This window comes from Burkholderia sp. NFPP32 (genome assembly GCF_900119325.1).
Classification (GTDB): domain Bacteria; phylum Pseudomonadota; class Gammaproteobacteria; order Burkholderiales; family Burkholderiaceae; genus Burkholderia; species Burkholderia pyrrocinia_C.
On the sequence record NZ_FPJP01000010.1, the window covers coordinates 236,954 to 251,445 of the forward strand.

The window sequence follows — 14,492 nt, forward strand, 5'->3', positions numbered from 1 at the left end:
CATCATGTTTCCGACTCCCGTTGCCCAATGGAAGCCCGTCTCGCGCCGGCTGTACAAGCTGTCGCTGCCCGTCGCGCTGCTGATCTGGCTGCTGCCGATGATCGCGGTGTTCGTCACGTCGGTGCGCTCGACCGAGGAACTGGTCGAAGGACACTACTGGGGCTGGCCGCGTCACTTCGCGATGGTCGAGAACTATCGCGACGCGCTGACGACGTCGCCGATGCTGCATTACTTCTGGAACAGCGTGCAGATCACGGTGCCGTCCGTGCTCGGCTCGATCGCGCTCGCGGCGATGGCCGGCTTCGCGCTCGCGACCTACCGGTTTCGCGGCAATACCGCGCTGTTCGGCACGTTCGTCGCCGGCAACTTCGTGCCGGTGCAGGTGCTGATGATCCCGGTGCGCGACCTGTCGCTCCGGCTCGGTGTGTTCAATACCGTCGAAGCGCTGATCCTGTTCCACGTCGCGTTCCAGACCGGCTTCTGCACGCTGTTCCTGCGCAACTTCATCAAGCAGCTGCCGTTCGAGCTGATCGAGGCCGCGCGCATCGAGGGCGCGGGCGAATGGACGGTGTTCTGGCGGATCGTGCTGCCGCTGATCCGGCCCGCGCTCGCGGCGCTCGCGATCCTCGTGTTCACGTTCGTGTGGAACGACTACTTCTGGGCGCTGTGTCTCACGCAAGGCGACGAAGCCGCGCCGATCACCGCGGGCGTCGCGGCGCTGAAGGGGCAATGGACGACGTCGTGGAACCTCGTGTCGGCCGGCTCGATTCTTGCCGCGCTCCCTTCCGTCGCGATGTTCTTCGCGATGCAGAAGCATTTTGTCGCAGGGCTCACGTTCGGCGCGACGAAAGGCTGAACGCGCGCCGCCCGCGCTCACGCATCTCCTCCTCCGCATCGTGAGGTTGCCCGCTTCGGCGGGCTTTTTTCATGCGGCGCGGATTTCGATGGGTGACGCTGAACGACCCCTTTCTGCTATTCGGGACTTGAGAAATGAACGCCAGCTTCCGGGACCAAACGATCACCAGGCAATCGGCATGCGAGTAACGGCCGCGAACTCCCGTTGTCCATACGCAGTCTCCCAATCGTGAAGCATGGCCACACCGGGGAGCCTCTTTCCGTTCGGCCAGGAGGGTTCAGAAAGTCACCGGATAAGCTATCTGAAAACTCGAGCCCATACAGCCCGAAGGCGTCGCGCGCGGTCTTCGAAGAGATATGAGGCGGCCAGTGTCAAGAGACCTGAAATCGCACCCGTCGCGATGTGCTCGACATAGGGGATACGGTAGTCACTCGTGTGCGAGTAGGTGTCGCCTAGCGTTGTCAGGAAGCCAACGACCAGCGCATTGCCGTATCGATGCGCGTAGAGTTTCGCTGCAGGCGTGAAAGTCAAAAGTACAGCCAGGAGCCCAGTAAGCAGACCTGTATGAAATGCAATCGTCCAGTGGGCAACGCTCGTAATACTGCCCCAGCTCCCCGGCATGCAGGTCATGCACGCACTGGTCGGCTGCCAGAAACGCTGGATAAACAGCCTGGCACGGTGCTTCCATTCAGTTGACATGATGCATTCCCATCAATGCCGTTGTCACGGCCGACGCCATCGCACGTATTGTTGAAGCAGTTTCCAAACCCTTTAATGAGCTTGCCACCCTCGTCACGGATGGTTGGCGGTGCGCCGCAGCGGCCGAGCAATAACTTGGACATGGGAGAATACTACTCCACGATTAGACGGCCGCTGTTTTGACTGGGACCGGAATTCAACGCTTGCGTTTATCGGCGCGATCTCGTCCATGACGGGCGCCGAACGAGCGCTTCCGTGTGAAGTCGGCGTCCGCCACCCGTTGCGGCCGGTCGACCCAGCGCGACATATAAGCGGTTTTCAAGGGACAACGCTCACTCGTTCCGAAGATCCGAAAGCTTGTCCCCGCTTGATTGGATCGGTTGCAACAACCGGGAGCCCGGCGCACCGCGTGGCTGACCTGACTCGAGCCCCGCGGCCAGCACGGCTTGAGACCCCAAAAGGGCAAGCAATGATCAGAGATCCCCGCGCACTTCACCGGTTCCCAGTGCGCTTCGCCGTCGGTTGACTTCCGCCCAAAGCTCATCGCTGTCGTCATTGCGCAGCAGGATCATGCAGTCCAGTTGATCGTCGGTCACGCCGAAGTATTCCAGGATGTCCCGGCGTACCGCATCGACGAACTGAGCGTATTCCGGGGTTGCCTGGGCCTGCGCGTGCAAGGCGTCGTATGCTGCATCGTCCGCGCCGCCGCCGTGCTCATCGATATAGCGCGAAATCCACTGGTCTCGTTCGTGGTCGTAATCGGCCTCGGCTCGCATCGCTTGCACAGCGGTGTAGAAATCCAATTGGGCAAACGCGGCGATCGCCGCCGTTGTCGCCTCGTCGAATGTAGTCGTCATTCCATCCATCAGGTTGGTCATCGCACATCAATTTTATCTTGTGCGAACGCGTCGATGTTCTTTAGCGCTGAAGCGTGTCGAACAACTTGTTGAACGGATCAACCTGTGCCATCAGGCCTTCGTTGAGTCCATCGATTGCATGTTGAAGATCGCTTTCCAGCGCCTCGACCGACGAATAGCTGTATGGGTCGTCAGACTGCTTCCAACTGACATGTTGACGGAGAATGGCATCGTATGTGTCGCTCTTGAACATGACAATGTCGCCGATCACTCTGCGTGTATACGCGTGATAACGGCCGGGCGTTACATATCCTGTTCCGACGCGAATGAACAAGACCGCATCGCTCCCTTGATAGGGCGAGCCGCTTGCGTGCAAGACGAGGTGGCCGTCCGGTTTGATCGTGGGGAGGCCTGGCGATGACGCATCAACCTCTTTTACGGTGAAGCCATGGTTTCGCAGGACCGTTTCGATACTGTCGGTGAAGTGCCGATTAAGCCCCGTATCACCTAATTTGGCCGTGACAAGGTCATTGAGTGATGTCGGCGAGTCGTTGTCGTTCTTGCTGAGCCCGGCGTTGACAGCGCCCGCGACGGCTCCTGTTGCGAGCGCTCCGACTATGCCAGCACCTGGAATTGGAACCGGGATGTGAATGGGGCCGGACGGTCCGAATGCGATGTAAACCGCCTTGCCCGGATAGACCACCGTCACGGTTTTAACCGCGCCCAGTTGTTCATTATTGACTTCGGACGTCGTATCGCTTGCATGGCCCGAGATAGAAATCAGGAGCATCAAAGCGGCGAAGCTTCTCTTGTTCAGTAACATGTGCGTCCAATCTCCGCGCCTGTTCGTCGGCTAGATATTTACAAGACGCACTCGTTAACGGATCTTCGGGGAAAAGCTTGAACGGGGCCAGCGGACCAAGTCCGAGGAGAACGAAGAAGCGTAGGGGCGTTACTCCAATAGCCGATCTCCACGATTCTGCGATTGCACGATCTCGGCCTGACCGACGATTCGGGACCCCTCAGCAACGTCCAGCCTACGACCGATCGAAAGCGTATGCGGATAGGCCTCGGGTGTAACCAGCCAGACTTCGGCCAAGCATTGCTCACCCGTTGTTGCTGCGTCTCCCGGCGAACTCGTGATGGGCTGACGACCAATAGTCTGGCCGAATTTTATACACCGGACGGTAGCCCGTCCGTACTTGCTTTAAGGTGCCCTCCCACGTAAGCGCGGTCAGCGTGAACGTCACTAGCAGGTCAGGCTGTCGGATTGGGCGAGTCATGTAGCGGTTGTCGAAAGCGTTCGGACGACAATGAAATTGTCGACGATCCAAACGTCAATGTCGACCGACCGCATGCACGGGCCACGGCTGGCCGGGCATCGAATAGATCATATTGCGACATATTGGATTCCACGAGCGCATCGGTAATACAGCGCGCTTGACGCACGTCATCGCGCGAACGCACCTGCGCCCGCTCACGTCCACCCTTCGAGCCGCAACGTCGAGCGCACGAGCCGCTGTTCCTCCTGCTCGATCTCGCGCAGATACTCGACGCACTGGCGGATATGTTCGCTCGCGGCCTTGCGCGCCTGCTCGGGCAGCCGCCCGGTGACCGCGTTGTAGAGCCGCGCATGCTGGCGGTCGATCTGCTTCTTCAGCGGTTCGCGGTGATAGAGGTTGTTCACCGACGCGAACACCGAACTGAGCAGCAGGTCGGTCAGCGACTGCAGCGTGTTGACGAGCACGGGGTTGTGCGACGCCTCGCAGATCGCGAGATGGAACGCGTGATCGAGCTTCGCGCGCGCGGCGGGATCGAGATCCTGCGCGTCGGCCGCCGTCATTTCGTCGTAGCGGCGCCTGATCAGGATGAAATCGGCCGGCGTGCCGCGCAGCGCGGCGAGTCGCGCGGCCTCGGCCTCGAGCATCCCGCGTACCTCGAACAGGTCGTACAGCGTGCGCGGCTGCGAGCCGAGCAGATGCATCATCGGCGTGATTTCGCGCTGCGGGGTCAGGCTCGCGACGAACGAACCCTTGCCGTGCATCGTGTCGATGATCCCGCGCGCGTGCAGCAGCTTCATCCCTTCGCGCACGGCCGTGCGCGACACGCCGAGCTTCTCGGTCAGCCGCCGCTCGGACGGCAGCGCCTGCCCGGCCTTCAGCACGCCGTCGACGATCAGATTCTCGATCCGCTCGGCGACGACGTCGGCCACGCGCCGCGCCGGCCCCTCTCGATCCTGCATTTCCATACTGGTACGACCACTTTGGACGGATATCGGCGATTTTCTCACAAACCCTTGTCCTGATTCGGTTTTCTGGTTCTCCGCACGGCGACTTTCGGGTGCCTTCATAAAAACTGGTACGACCACATGGAAGACGTCTGGACAGGCGCGCCTGGCCCGCCAAGAATCCCGTCCATCCGGCGTGTCGCGCATCGCGCGGCCGCCCGCATGGTGGAGACGGAGACTGACCGATGAGTTTCATCTATGACGAACGGATCGACGGCCCGCTGGCGACCGTCGGCCGCGACACGCTCGTCGCCGCGCTGCATGCCGCGGCGCCCGGCCTCGACGTGCTGCACGAACGCGAGGCGCTCAAGCCGTTCGAATGCGACGGCCTCGCCGCGTACCGCACGGTGCCGCTCGCGGTCGTGCTGCCCGACACGGTCGAGCAGGTGCGCGCGGTGCTGCGCGTCGCGGCCGCGCACAGCGTGCCGGTGGTGGCGCGCGGCGCGGGCACTGGGCTGTCGGGCGGCGCGATGCCGCTCGAAAAAGGCATCCTGCTCGTGATGGCGAAGTTCAACCGGATTCTCGACATCGACCCCGACGCCGGCACCGCGCGCGTGCAGCCCGGCGTGCGCAACCTCGCGATCTCGCAGGCGGCCGCGCCGCACGGCCTCTACTACGCGCCCGATCCGTCGTCGCAGATCGCGTGCTCGATCGGTGGCAACGTCGCCGAAAACGCGGGCGGCGTGCATTGCCTGAAATACGGGCTCACGGTGCACAACATCCTGAAGGTCGAGATCCTGACGATCGACGGCGACACGCTCACGCTCGGCGCCGATGCGCTCGATGCATCGGGCTTCGACCTGCTCGCGCTGTTCACCGGCTCCGAAGGCATGCTGGGCATCGTCACGGAAGTGACCGTGAAGCTGCGGCCGTTGCCGCCGTGCGTGAAGGTGCTGATGGCGAGCTTCGACGACGTCGCCGAGGCCGGCGCGGCGGTCGCGCGGATCATCGGCGCGGGCGTGATTCCCGGCGGCCTCGAGATGATGGACAACCTCGCGATCCGCGCGGCCGAGGATTTCATCCACGCGGGCTATCCGGTCGACGCGCAGGCGATCCTGCTGTGCGAGCTCGACGGCGCGGCGAGCGACGTCGACGAGGATGCAGGACGCGTCGCCACGCTGCTGCGCGACGCGGGCGCAACCGAGATCCGCGTCGCACGCGACGAGGCCGAGCGGCAGCGCTTCTGGGCCGGTCGCAAGAACGCGTTCCCCGCGGTCGGCCGCATGTCGCCCGACTACTACTGCATGGACGGCACGATCCCGCGCCGCGAGCTGCCGCGCGTGCTCGAAGGGATCGCCGCGCTGTCCGCCGAATACGGGCTGCCGGTCGCGAACGTGTTCCATGCGGGCGACGGCAACATGCACCCGCTGATCCTGTTCGACGCGAACCGGCCCGGCGAGCTCGACCGTGCGGAAGCGCTCGGCGGCCGGATCCTCGAGCTGTGCGTCGCGGCGGGCGGCAGCATCACCGGCGAGCACGGCGTCGGGCGCGAGAAGATCAACCAGATGTGCGTGCAGTTCAACGCCGACGAAATCACGTTCTTCCACGCAGTGAAGGCCGCATTCGATCCGCAGAGGCTGCTCAATCCCGGCAAGAACATCCCGACGCTGCACCGTTGCGCCGAATTCGGCGCGATGCACGTCCATCACGGCAAGCTGCCGTTTCCCGAACTGGAGCGCTTCTGATGCGACGCGAAATCGAATCGATCGACGACAGCGCGGCGCTCGTCGCCCAGGTTGACGCCGCGCTCCGCGACCGCCAGCCGCTGCACATCCGCGGCGCCGGCACCAAGGCGTTCCTCGGCCGCCCCGTCGAAGGCCGCACACTCGACGTGCGCACGCATCGCGGCGTCGTCGCGTACGACCCGACCGAGCTCGTCGTCACCGCGCGCGCGGGCACACCGCTCGCCGATCTCGAAGCGATGCTCGATTCGGCCGGCCAGATGCTGCCGTGCGAGCCGCCCGCGTTCGGCGGCGCGGCAACGGTCGGCGGGATGTTCGCGGCGGCGCTGTCGGGGCCGCGCCGCCCGTGGGTCGGCGCGGTGCGCGACTTCGTGCTCGGCTGCCGCGTGATCACCGGCCGCGCGAAGCACCTACGCTTCGGCGGTGAGGTGATGAAGAACGTCGCGGGCTACGACGTGTCGCGGCTGCTCGCCGGCAGCTTCGGCTGTCTCGGCGTCGTGACCGAGGTGTCGCTGAAAGTGCTGCCGAAACCGCGCGCGACGTGCGATCTCGCGTTGCCGCTCGCTGCCGGCGAAGCCGTGCAGCGCGTCGCCGCGTGGCGGCGCGCGGGGCTGCCGCTCGCGGGCGCGTGCCACGCGGACGGCGTGCTGCGCGTGCGGATCGAAGGCGGCGAGGGCTCGGTAAAAGCCGCGAGCGACACGATCGGCGGCGACCGGATGGACGACATCGGCGACGCGTTCTGGGCACGGCTGCGCGATCTCGCGCTGCCGTTCTTCGACGATCCGCGCCCGCTGTGGCGCGTGTCGGTGCCGTGCGCCGCGCCGCTCGACGCGTGGCCCGGCGCGCAACTCGTCGACTGGGGCGGCGCCCAGCGCTGGCTGAAAAGCGATGCCGCGCCGGCCGACGTGCAGCGGCTCGCCGCGCAATGGGGCGGCCACGCGACCTGCTTCACGCCGGGCACGACGCACGAGCCGTTCCAGCCGCTGCCGAGCGCGCTGCTGCGGGTGCATCGGCAACTCAAGGCGCAACTCGACCCGCACGCGATTTTCAATCCCGGGCGCCTGTACGCCGACCTCTGACCTTCGAAGCGACCCGCCGATGCAAACCAATCTCAGCGAAGCAAGCAAGGCCCTCGCCCGGGCCGACGAAGCGGAAGCGATCCTGCGCGCGTGCGTGCACTGCGGCTTCTGCAATGCGACCTGCCCGACCTACCAGGTGCTCGGCAACGAGCTCGACGGGCCACGCGGCCGCATCTACCTGATCAAGCAACTGCTCGAAGGCGAGCCGTGCGGCGAGCGCACGCAGCAGCATCTCGACCGCTGCCTGACCTGCCGCAACTGCGAGACGACCTGCCCGTCCGGCGTGCGCTACCACACGCTGCTCGACATCGGCCGCGCGGAAGCCGAGAAGCGCGCGCAGCGTCCCGCGCGCGAGCGCCTGCTGCGCGCGGGGCTGCGTCACGTGGTGCCGCGCCCGGCGACGTTCGCCGCGTTATTGAAGGCCGGCCGCGCGCTGCGCCCGCTGCTGCCCGGCGCGCTGCAGGACAAGATCCCGGCCGCCGTGCCCGCGGCCGCGCCGCGCCCGGCCGTGCGTCACGCGCGGCGCGTGCTGATGCTCGAAGGCTGCGTGCAGCCCGCGCTGTCGCCGAACACCAATGCGGCCGCCGCGCGCGTGCTCGACCGGCTCGGCATCAGCGTGAGCCCGGCGCGCGAAGCCGGCTGCTGCGGCGCGACCGAATATCATCTGAACGCACAGGACGCCGGCCTCGCCCGCGCACGCCGCAACATCGACGCGTGGTGGCCCGCGATCGAAGCCGGCGCGGAAGCGATCGCGCTGACGGCGAGCGGCTGCGGCGCGTTCGTCAAGGAATACGGCGACCTGCTGCGCTCCGACCCCGTCTATGCGGAGAAGGCGCGCCGCGTCAGCGCGCTCGCGCGCGATCTCGCCGAGGTGATCGCGGCCGAGCCGCTCGACGCGCTGGCCGATGCGACGCCACGCCGCGTCGCGGTCCACTGCCCGTGCACACTGCAGCACGCGCAGCGCCTCGGCGGCGCGGTCGAAAGCATCCTGACGCGGCTCGGCTTCGATCTGACGAATGTCGCCGACGGCCACCTGTGCTGCGGCTCGGCCGGCACGTATTCGCTGACGCAGCCCGCACTCGCGACGCAACTGCGCGACAACCGGCTCGATGCGTTGGAAGCCGCGCGGCCGGACCTGATTGTCACGGCCAACGTCGGCTGCCAGACTCACCTGAACGGCGCGGGCCGCACGCCGGTGCGCCACTGGATCGAGCTCGTCGACAATCGGCTCGTCAACTGACCTGGTTCCGGAGGACATCCATGCAGACAAAACCTGAACTTGAACTCGCCGATGCCGACCGCATGCTCGCCGCCGCGCGCGCGGAAGCGGAGCGCCACGGCTGGGCCGTGTCGATCGCCGTCGTCGACGACGGCGGCCACCTGCTCGCGTTCGCGCGGCTGAACGGCGCATCGCCGGCCAGCTCGACTATCGCGCAGGACAAGGCGCGCGCGGCGGCGCTCGGCCGTCGCGAGACGAAGGCTTATGAGGATATGATCAACGGTGGCCGCACCGCGTTTCTCAGCGTGCCGCTGACGGGGTTGCTCGAAGGCGGCGTGCCGGTCACGGTCGGCGGCCGGATTGCGGGCGCGATCGGCGTGTCTGGCGTAAAGTCCGAGCAGGACGCGCAGATCGCCCGCGCCGGCACACAAAGCGTCGCGACATAGGAGGGCCTGTTCACGCTAATAACGGGCTTGCGCTGGCCACCAGAAGGGCCGAGCGCAAGGACTGCGACGAAGCGAATACTCGACGTATTCGCAAGGAGCATGACGCAGCGATCGGCCCTTCTGGTGGCCAGCCCCACAAATGATTTTCCGATCAGGGGAACGAGCCTTGCCCGTTATTAGCGTGAACAGGCCCTCTAGCCGCGCGCGCGCATTTTTCCCGGGAGGATAACGATGATCGACCAAGCAGGACTGCAAGTCGCGCCAGCGCTGAGCCAGTTCATTGAAAACGAAGCACTGCCGGGCACCGGCATCGACAAGGCCGCATTCTGGAGCGGTTTCTCGGCCCTGGTGCACGATCTGGCGCCGCGCAACCGCGAACTGCTCGCGGAACGCGACCGCCTGCAGCAGGAACTCGACACCTGGCACCGCGCGCACCCCGGCCCCGTGCGCGACCACGCCGCTTATCGCGCATTCCTCGAAAAAATCGGCTACCTCGTACCGGTCCCGTCGAACGTCGCGGCAGCCACCGCGAACGTCGACAGCGAGATCGCCACGCAGGCCGGCCCGCAGCTCGTCGTGCCGCTGTCGAACGCGCGTTATGCGCTGAACGCCGCGAACGCCCGCTGGGGCAGCCTGTACGACGCGCTGTACGGCACCGACGCCCTGCCCGAGGACGGCGGCGCCGAACGCACCGCGACCTACAACCCGACGCGCGGCCAGCGCGTGATCGACTACGCGCGCAACGTGCTCGACAACGCGGCGCCGCTCGCGAGCGGCTCGCACCGCGAGGCGCTGCGCTACCGCGTGCAGGACGGCCAGCTCGCCGTCGAAACCGCGAAGGGTGTCGTGCATCTCGCACAGCCGGCGCTGTTCGTCGGCTATCAGGGCACGGCCGACGCGCCGTCCGCGATCCTGCTGAAGCACAACGGCCTGCACATCGAGATCCAGATCGACGCGTCGACGCCGATCGGCCGCGCCGATCTCGCGAACGTGAAGGACGTCGTGCTCGAAGCCGCGGTCAGCACGATCATCGACTGCGAGGATTCGGTCGCGGCGGTCGACGCCGACGACAAGGTCCAGCTCTACCGCAACTGGCTCGGCCTGATGCAGGGCACGCTGGTCGAGGAAGTCGCGAAGGGCGGCAAGAGTTTCACGCGTCGCCTGAACGCCGACCGCGACTACACGACGCCCGACGGCGGCACGCTGTCGCTGCACGGCCGCTCGCTGCTGTTCGTGCGCAACGTCGGCCACCTGATGACCAACGGCGCGGTGCTCGACCGCGACGGCAACGAGATTCCGGAAGGTATCCTCGACGGCGTCGTCACGACGCTGTGCGCGCTGCACGACCTGAAGGCGAAGCGCAACTCGCGCACGGGTTCGATCTACATCGTGAAGCCGAAGATGCACGGCCCGGTCGAAGTCGCGTTCGCCGATACGCTGTTCGCGCGCATCGAGGATCTGTACGGCCTGCCGCGCAACACGCTGAAGATGGGCATCATGGACGAGGAGCGCCGCACCAGCGTGAACCTCGCCGCGTGCATCGCGGCCGCCGCCGCGCGGGTCGCGTTCATCAACACCGGCTTCCTCGACCGCACCGGCGACGAGATGCACACGGCGATGGAAGCGGGCCCGATGATCCGCAAGGGCGACATGAAGTCGTCGGCCTGGATCACGTCGTACGAGCGCAACAACGTACTCGCGGGCCTGTCGGCCGGCCTGCGCGGCCGCGCGCAGATCGGCAAGGGCATGTGGGCGATGCCGGACCTGATGCACGCGATGCTCGAGCAGAAGATCGCGCACCCGCGCGCGGGTGCGAACACCGCGTGGGTGCCGTCGCCGACCGCCGCGACGCTGCACGCGCTGCACTACCACCTCGTCGACGTGCAGGCCGTCCAGCAGGAGCTCGAAAAGACGCCGTACGCGAGCGAACGCGACGCGCTGCTCGAAGGCCTGCTGACCGTGCCGGTCGTCGAGCGTGCCGAATGGAGCGAAGACGAGATTCTGCGGGAGGTCGAGAACAACGCGCAGGGCATCCTCGGCTACGTCGTGCGCTGGGTCGAACAGGGCGTCGGCTGCTCGAAGGTGCCGGACATCCACGACGTCGGCCTGATGGAAGACCGCGCGACGCTGCGCATTTCGAGCCAGCACATCGCGAACTGGCTGCGCCACGGCGTGATCACCGAGGCCTTCGTGCTCGACGTGTTCAAGCGGATGGCGCGCGTCGTCGACCAGCAGAACGCCGGCGACTCGAACTATCGCCCGATGGCGCCCGGCTACGACCAGTCGACCGCGTTCAAGGCCGCGTGCGCGCTCGCGCTGCAGGGCACGTCGCAGCCGAGCGGCTATACCGAGCCGCTGCTGCACCGGTTCCGGCTCGCGTTCAAGGCGCAACAGCACGGCGCCTGAGCATGCGCATGCGGGCCCGTCCCGCATGCCGGCTCCGCGAAACGGGCGGCCCTCGTCGCAGCCCGTTTTTCATTTTTACGTTCGCGCGGCTGTTGAAACCGTATGTTGAAACCGATAATCGGAACATATCGCGCGCTTTCAAGTTTCGCGTGCGCCGGCCGTTAATCCGCCTGAATCGGCGGCCGTACGCGGCACGCTGCACCCGCCACGCGGCAAAACCTTGCGCAGTAACGCTCTGCCCGATATTTGCAAGCCCGGGATTTCACGGTAATTTGACCCCGATCAACGGGTCGCAACATTTTCCGCGCACGCGAATGCGCGCGTTATACTCCGTTGAATCCGCGCCGCCCGATTCGTCGGATCGTCGAATCGCGGCAGATGCCGCCAATGAATGCATGATTTACCGGTATATCTGGTCGCGATTACAGATAATCGGTGTCCATTTTCTCCGCCGGGCGGGAAGAAGGCGCCGGAAGAGGGCCGCGCACCGGATCGCTGCCGACACGTCATACGAACAATCGCATCGGCCCGCCGCCTGGCGACGATGCCCATCGATCCACGGACCATGGCAGAAACCGACTACGCAATGCCCAGCGAATCCGGCCGGACAAGCCGTGTCGCCGCTCATCTGCGCCGGTTCCTGCTGCCGCACCTGATCTTCTATACGGGGCTGCTGATCGCGCTGCTCCTTCTGCTCCTGTGCGGAATCGTGCTGTACGAAGGCCGCATCGACGCGCGCGACCGCTCGCGCACGATGCAGCAGAACCTCGCGCTGATGGCGTCGTGGGACATCGAGCGCAACATCGAGATCTATTCGCTGTCGCTGCAGGCCGTCGTCGAAGGCGCGAACGACCCCGCGGTCATCGCGCTGCCGATGCCGCTGCGCCGCCAGGTGCTGTTCGACCGCGCGACGACGGCCAAGTACCTCGGCGGCATCTACGTGCTCGACGCAAAGGGCGACATCGCGGTCGACGGCAAGGGCGACGTGCCGCGCAAGGCCAACTTCGGCAACGAGCCGTACTTCACCGTGCATCGCGACCGGCCCGACGTCGGCCTGTACGTCAGCCCCCCGTACCATTCGCGGCTGCGCGACGGCTCGCCGAGCATCGCGCTCAGCCGGCGGATCACGAAGCCCGACGGGTCGTTCGGCGGCGTCGCGGTGATGTCGATCCGGCTCGAATATTTCCAGAACCTGTTCTCGCGCCTGTCGCTCGGCGACCGCGGCTCGGTCGCGCTGATCAACACGCGCGGCCTGATGCTCGCGCGCGAACCGTACGACCCGAAGATCGTCGGCCGCGACATCAGCCGCGCCAGCACGTTCAGGCATTTCATGACCGCCAGCGAAGGCAGCTTCGCCGACACCGCGACGATCGACGGCGTGCGGCGCCTGTACGTGTTCCGGCACCTCGATCACCTGCCGCTCATCGTCATGGTCGCGCGCTCGGAAGCGGACACCTACGCCGCGTGGTACGACCGTGCGATTCCGATCGGCTCCGCGATGGTCGCGCTCGCGATCGGCTTCGTCGGCCTGTCGCTGCTGCTCGACGTGCAGCTGCGCAAGCGCCATCGCGCGGAAACCGAGCTGCAGGCGCTCGCGCGCACCGATGGCCTCACGGGCCTCGACAACCGCCGGATGCTCGACGTCACGCTCGCGCGCGAATGGCGCCGCGCCGCGCGCTCGCAGCATGCGCTGTCGCTGCTGTTCATCGACGTCGATTACTTCAAGCGCTACAACGACACGCAGGGCCACCAGGCCGGCGACGATGCGCTCGCCGCGGTCGGCCATTGCATCGGCGGCTGCCTGCGCCGCCCGGCCGACTATGCGGCGCGCTACGGCGGCGAGGAGTTCGTCGTGGTGCTGCCCGACGTCGACACCGACGGCGCGGTGACGATCGCCGAGACGATCCGCACGGGCATCCTCGATCTCGGCATCCGGCACGACGCCGGCACGGCCGGCCGCCTGACGGTGAGCATCGGCGTGACGACGAGCTATCCCGAACTCGACGACAACATGCAAGCCGCGCTGAAGCTCGCCGACGATGCGCTGTATCGCGCGAAGGAAGGCGGGCGCAACCGCATCGTCGTACTGGCGGGCGCGTCCCCCGACAATCTCGAGTCGCGGCGGGCCTGAGCGCGCGTGCACCCGAGCCGTGGCGGGGTGGCCGCCTGGTCGCAGCCACCCACGTGCAAAATCGCCGACAATGTCGGCTCGATACGCCGCCCCGCGCGGCTGACGCGCCCGGCCGGTCCACGCCTGGCCGGCCGCACCTGGCCGGCCGCACCGGTTCGCGGCCGCTTCACACCACCATGAGACTCAAGGCAAAGATCTTCCTTCTGGCCATCGTGCCGTTCCTGCTCGCGATCGCCGGCATCGGCTTCGGCGTGCGCCAGCAGGCGACGTCGCTCGCGCGCACGCAGCACGCGACGATCCAGGCCGCGTACCTGTCGAGCAAGGAAGTCGAGCTGAAGCACTACGTCGAGCTCGCGACGAGCGCGATCATGCCGCTCTACGACGCGAGCGGCCGCAATGCGCGCGACGACGCGCTGCTGCGCACGCAGGCGCTCGCGATGCTGCAGAAGATGGATTTCGGGCCCGACGGCTACTTCGTCGGGCCTGAATAATTCGTTTTGTGCGACGCTGGCTGTTATGTCGCGACGACGGTAGCCGTCGAGCGGTTGAGCAAAGCGATCAGAACAAGGGCGTAAAAAAGCCTCAGCTTCCTGAGGATCATTCTCAGGTTGTGGCCGGCGCCGCACAGCACCGCGTGCATCGCATCGCCGAGCGCGCCTTTGAGCCAGTTCCGATCAAGTTTGCCGTCCGCCTTCATGTGACCGATGGCAGGCTCGATCGCGCTTCGCCTGCGAATCATCGCGCGCAGCCCTCGCGTGATACCGCGCCGCAATCCCGGGTGGTAGATCTTCACGCCCTCGACGGCGACACCCTTGTAGCCGCGATCGACG

General features: G+C 66.2%; 11 protein-coding genes and 2 pseudogenes. 8 read left to right on the forward strand and 5 right to left on the reverse strand.

The window, feature by feature from the left end:
• Window positions 1-4: 4 nt before the first annotated feature.
• On the forward strand, window positions 5-856 hold the full coding sequence (locus BT264_RS20500) for a carbohydrate ABC transporter permease (RefSeq protein WP_072439912.1): 852 nt from the start codon (window positions 5-7) through the stop codon (window positions 854-856).
• A 297-nt stretch (window positions 857-1,153) separates the two neighbouring features.
• Here BT264_RS20500 and BT264_RS40050 read toward each other — a convergent pair whose 3' ends face one another.
• The 4 genes from BT264_RS40050 to glcC form a co-directional block, all read right to left on the reverse strand.
• Complete coding sequence (locus tag BT264_RS40050) at window positions 1,154-1,555, reverse strand: hypothetical protein (RefSeq protein ID WP_072439910.1); 402 nt, start codon at window positions 1,553-1,555, stop codon at window positions 1,154-1,156.
• Window positions 1,556-2,028: 473 nt separating this feature from the next.
• The gene (locus BT264_RS20510; RefSeq protein ID WP_072440275.1) at window positions 2,029-2,412 is read right to left on the reverse strand and encodes an ATP-dependent protease; all 384 of its coding nucleotides are present in this window, start codon (window positions 2,410-2,412) and stop codon (window positions 2,029-2,031) included.
• Between the two features lie 61 nt (window positions 2,413-2,473).
• Window positions 2,474-3,235 (reverse strand): hypothetical protein, encoded by a 762-nt coding sequence (locus BT264_RS20515; protein ID WP_072439908.1) that lies wholly within the window; start codon window positions 3,233-3,235, stop codon window positions 2,474-2,476.
• 654 nt (window positions 3,236-3,889) lie between these two features.
• Window positions 3,890-4,660 (reverse strand): transcriptional regulator GlcC, encoded by a 771-nt coding sequence (glcC, locus tag BT264_RS20520; RefSeq protein WP_072439906.1) that lies wholly within the window; start codon window positions 4,658-4,660, stop codon window positions 3,890-3,892.
• Window positions 4,661-4,884: 224 nt separating this feature from the next.
• Here glcC and glcD point away from each other — a divergent pair, with 224 nt between their 5' ends.
• The 7 genes and pseudogenes from glcD to BT264_RS20555 all read left to right on the forward strand — a co-directional run.
• Window positions 4,885-6,384 (forward strand): glycolate oxidase subunit GlcD, encoded by a 1,500-nt coding sequence (gene glcD, locus BT264_RS20525; protein ID WP_072439904.1) that lies wholly within the window; start codon window positions 4,885-4,887, stop codon window positions 6,382-6,384.
• A complete protein-coding gene (gene glcE, locus BT264_RS20530; protein ID WP_072439902.1) occupies window positions 6,384-7,460 on the forward strand; it encodes a glycolate oxidase subunit GlcE in 1,077 nt (358 codons plus the stop codon). The genes glcD and glcE overlap by 1 nt, the downstream gene beginning before the upstream one ends.
• Before the next feature lie 19 nt (window positions 7,461-7,479).
• Window positions 7,480-8,700: a glycolate oxidase subunit GlcF gene (glcF, locus tag BT264_RS20535; protein WP_072439901.1), complete on the forward strand. Its 1,221-nt coding sequence runs from the start codon at window positions 7,480-7,482 to the stop codon at window positions 8,698-8,700.
• Between the two features lie 20 nt (window positions 8,701-8,720).
• A complete protein-coding gene (locus tag BT264_RS20540) occupies window positions 8,721-9,125 on the forward strand; it encodes a GlcG/HbpS family heme-binding protein (protein ID WP_072439899.1) in 405 nt (134 codons plus the stop codon).
• A gap of 231 nt (window positions 9,126-9,356) precedes the next feature.
• Window positions 9,357-11,531 carry a malate synthase G gene (locus BT264_RS20545; protein WP_072439897.1) on the forward strand — a complete coding sequence of 725 codons (2,175 nt, stop codon included), beginning with the start codon at window positions 9,357-9,359 and terminating at the stop codon, window positions 11,529-11,531.
• 565 nt (window positions 11,532-12,096) lie between these two features.
• Window positions 12,097-13,662 (forward strand): sensor domain-containing diguanylate cyclase, encoded by a 1,566-nt coding sequence (locus BT264_RS20550; protein ID WP_072439895.1) that lies wholly within the window; start codon window positions 12,097-12,099, stop codon window positions 13,660-13,662.
• A 176-nt stretch (window positions 13,663-13,838) separates the two neighbouring features.
• Window positions 13,839-14,138, forward strand: a pseudogene (locus BT264_RS20555) (histidine kinase); the annotation flags it as partial.
• Window positions 14,139-14,176: 38 nt separating this feature from the next.
• Here BT264_RS20555 and BT264_RS20560 read toward each other — a convergent pair.
• Window positions 14,177-14,492, reverse strand: a pseudogene (locus BT264_RS20560) (IS5/IS1182 family transposase); the annotation flags it as partial.

Coding starts and splice junctions, on each gene's coding strand:
- BT264_RS20515 (WP_072439908.1), bottom strand. CDS start 3,235: ATGTTACTGAACAAGAGAAGCTTCGCCGCTTTGATGCTCCTGATTTCT.
- glcD (WP_072439904.1), top strand. CDS start 4,885: ATGAGTTTCATCTATGACGAACGGATCGACGGCCCGCTGGCGACCGTC.
- BT264_RS40050 (WP_072439910.1), bottom strand. CDS start 1,555: ATGTCAACTGAATGGAAGCACCGTGCCAGGCTGTTTATCCAGCGTTTC.
- BT264_RS20540 (WP_072439899.1), top strand. CDS start 8,721: ATGCAGACAAAACCTGAACTTGAACTCGCCGATGCCGACCGCATGCTC.
- glcC (WP_072439906.1), bottom strand. CDS start 4,660: ATGGAAATGCAGGATCGAGAGGGGCCGGCGCGGCGCGTGGCCGACGTC.
- glcF (WP_072439901.1), top strand. CDS start 7,480: ATGCAAACCAATCTCAGCGAAGCAAGCAAGGCCCTCGCCCGGGCCGAC.
- BT264_RS20500 (WP_072439912.1), top strand. CDS start 5: ATGTTTCCGACTCCCGTTGCCCAATGGAAGCCCGTCTCGCGCCGGCTG.
- BT264_RS20550 (WP_072439895.1), top strand. CDS start 12,097: ATGGCAGAAACCGACTACGCAATGCCCAGCGAATCCGGCCGGACAAGC.
- glcE (WP_072439902.1), top strand. CDS start 6,384: ATGCGACGCGAAATCGAATCGATCGACGACAGCGCGGCGCTCGTCGCC.
- BT264_RS20510 (WP_072440275.1), bottom strand. CDS start 2,412: ATGACGACTACATTCGACGAGGCGACAACGGCGGCGATCGCCGCGTTT.
- BT264_RS20545 (WP_072439897.1), top strand. CDS start 9,357: ATGATCGACCAAGCAGGACTGCAAGTCGCGCCAGCGCTGAGCCAGTTC.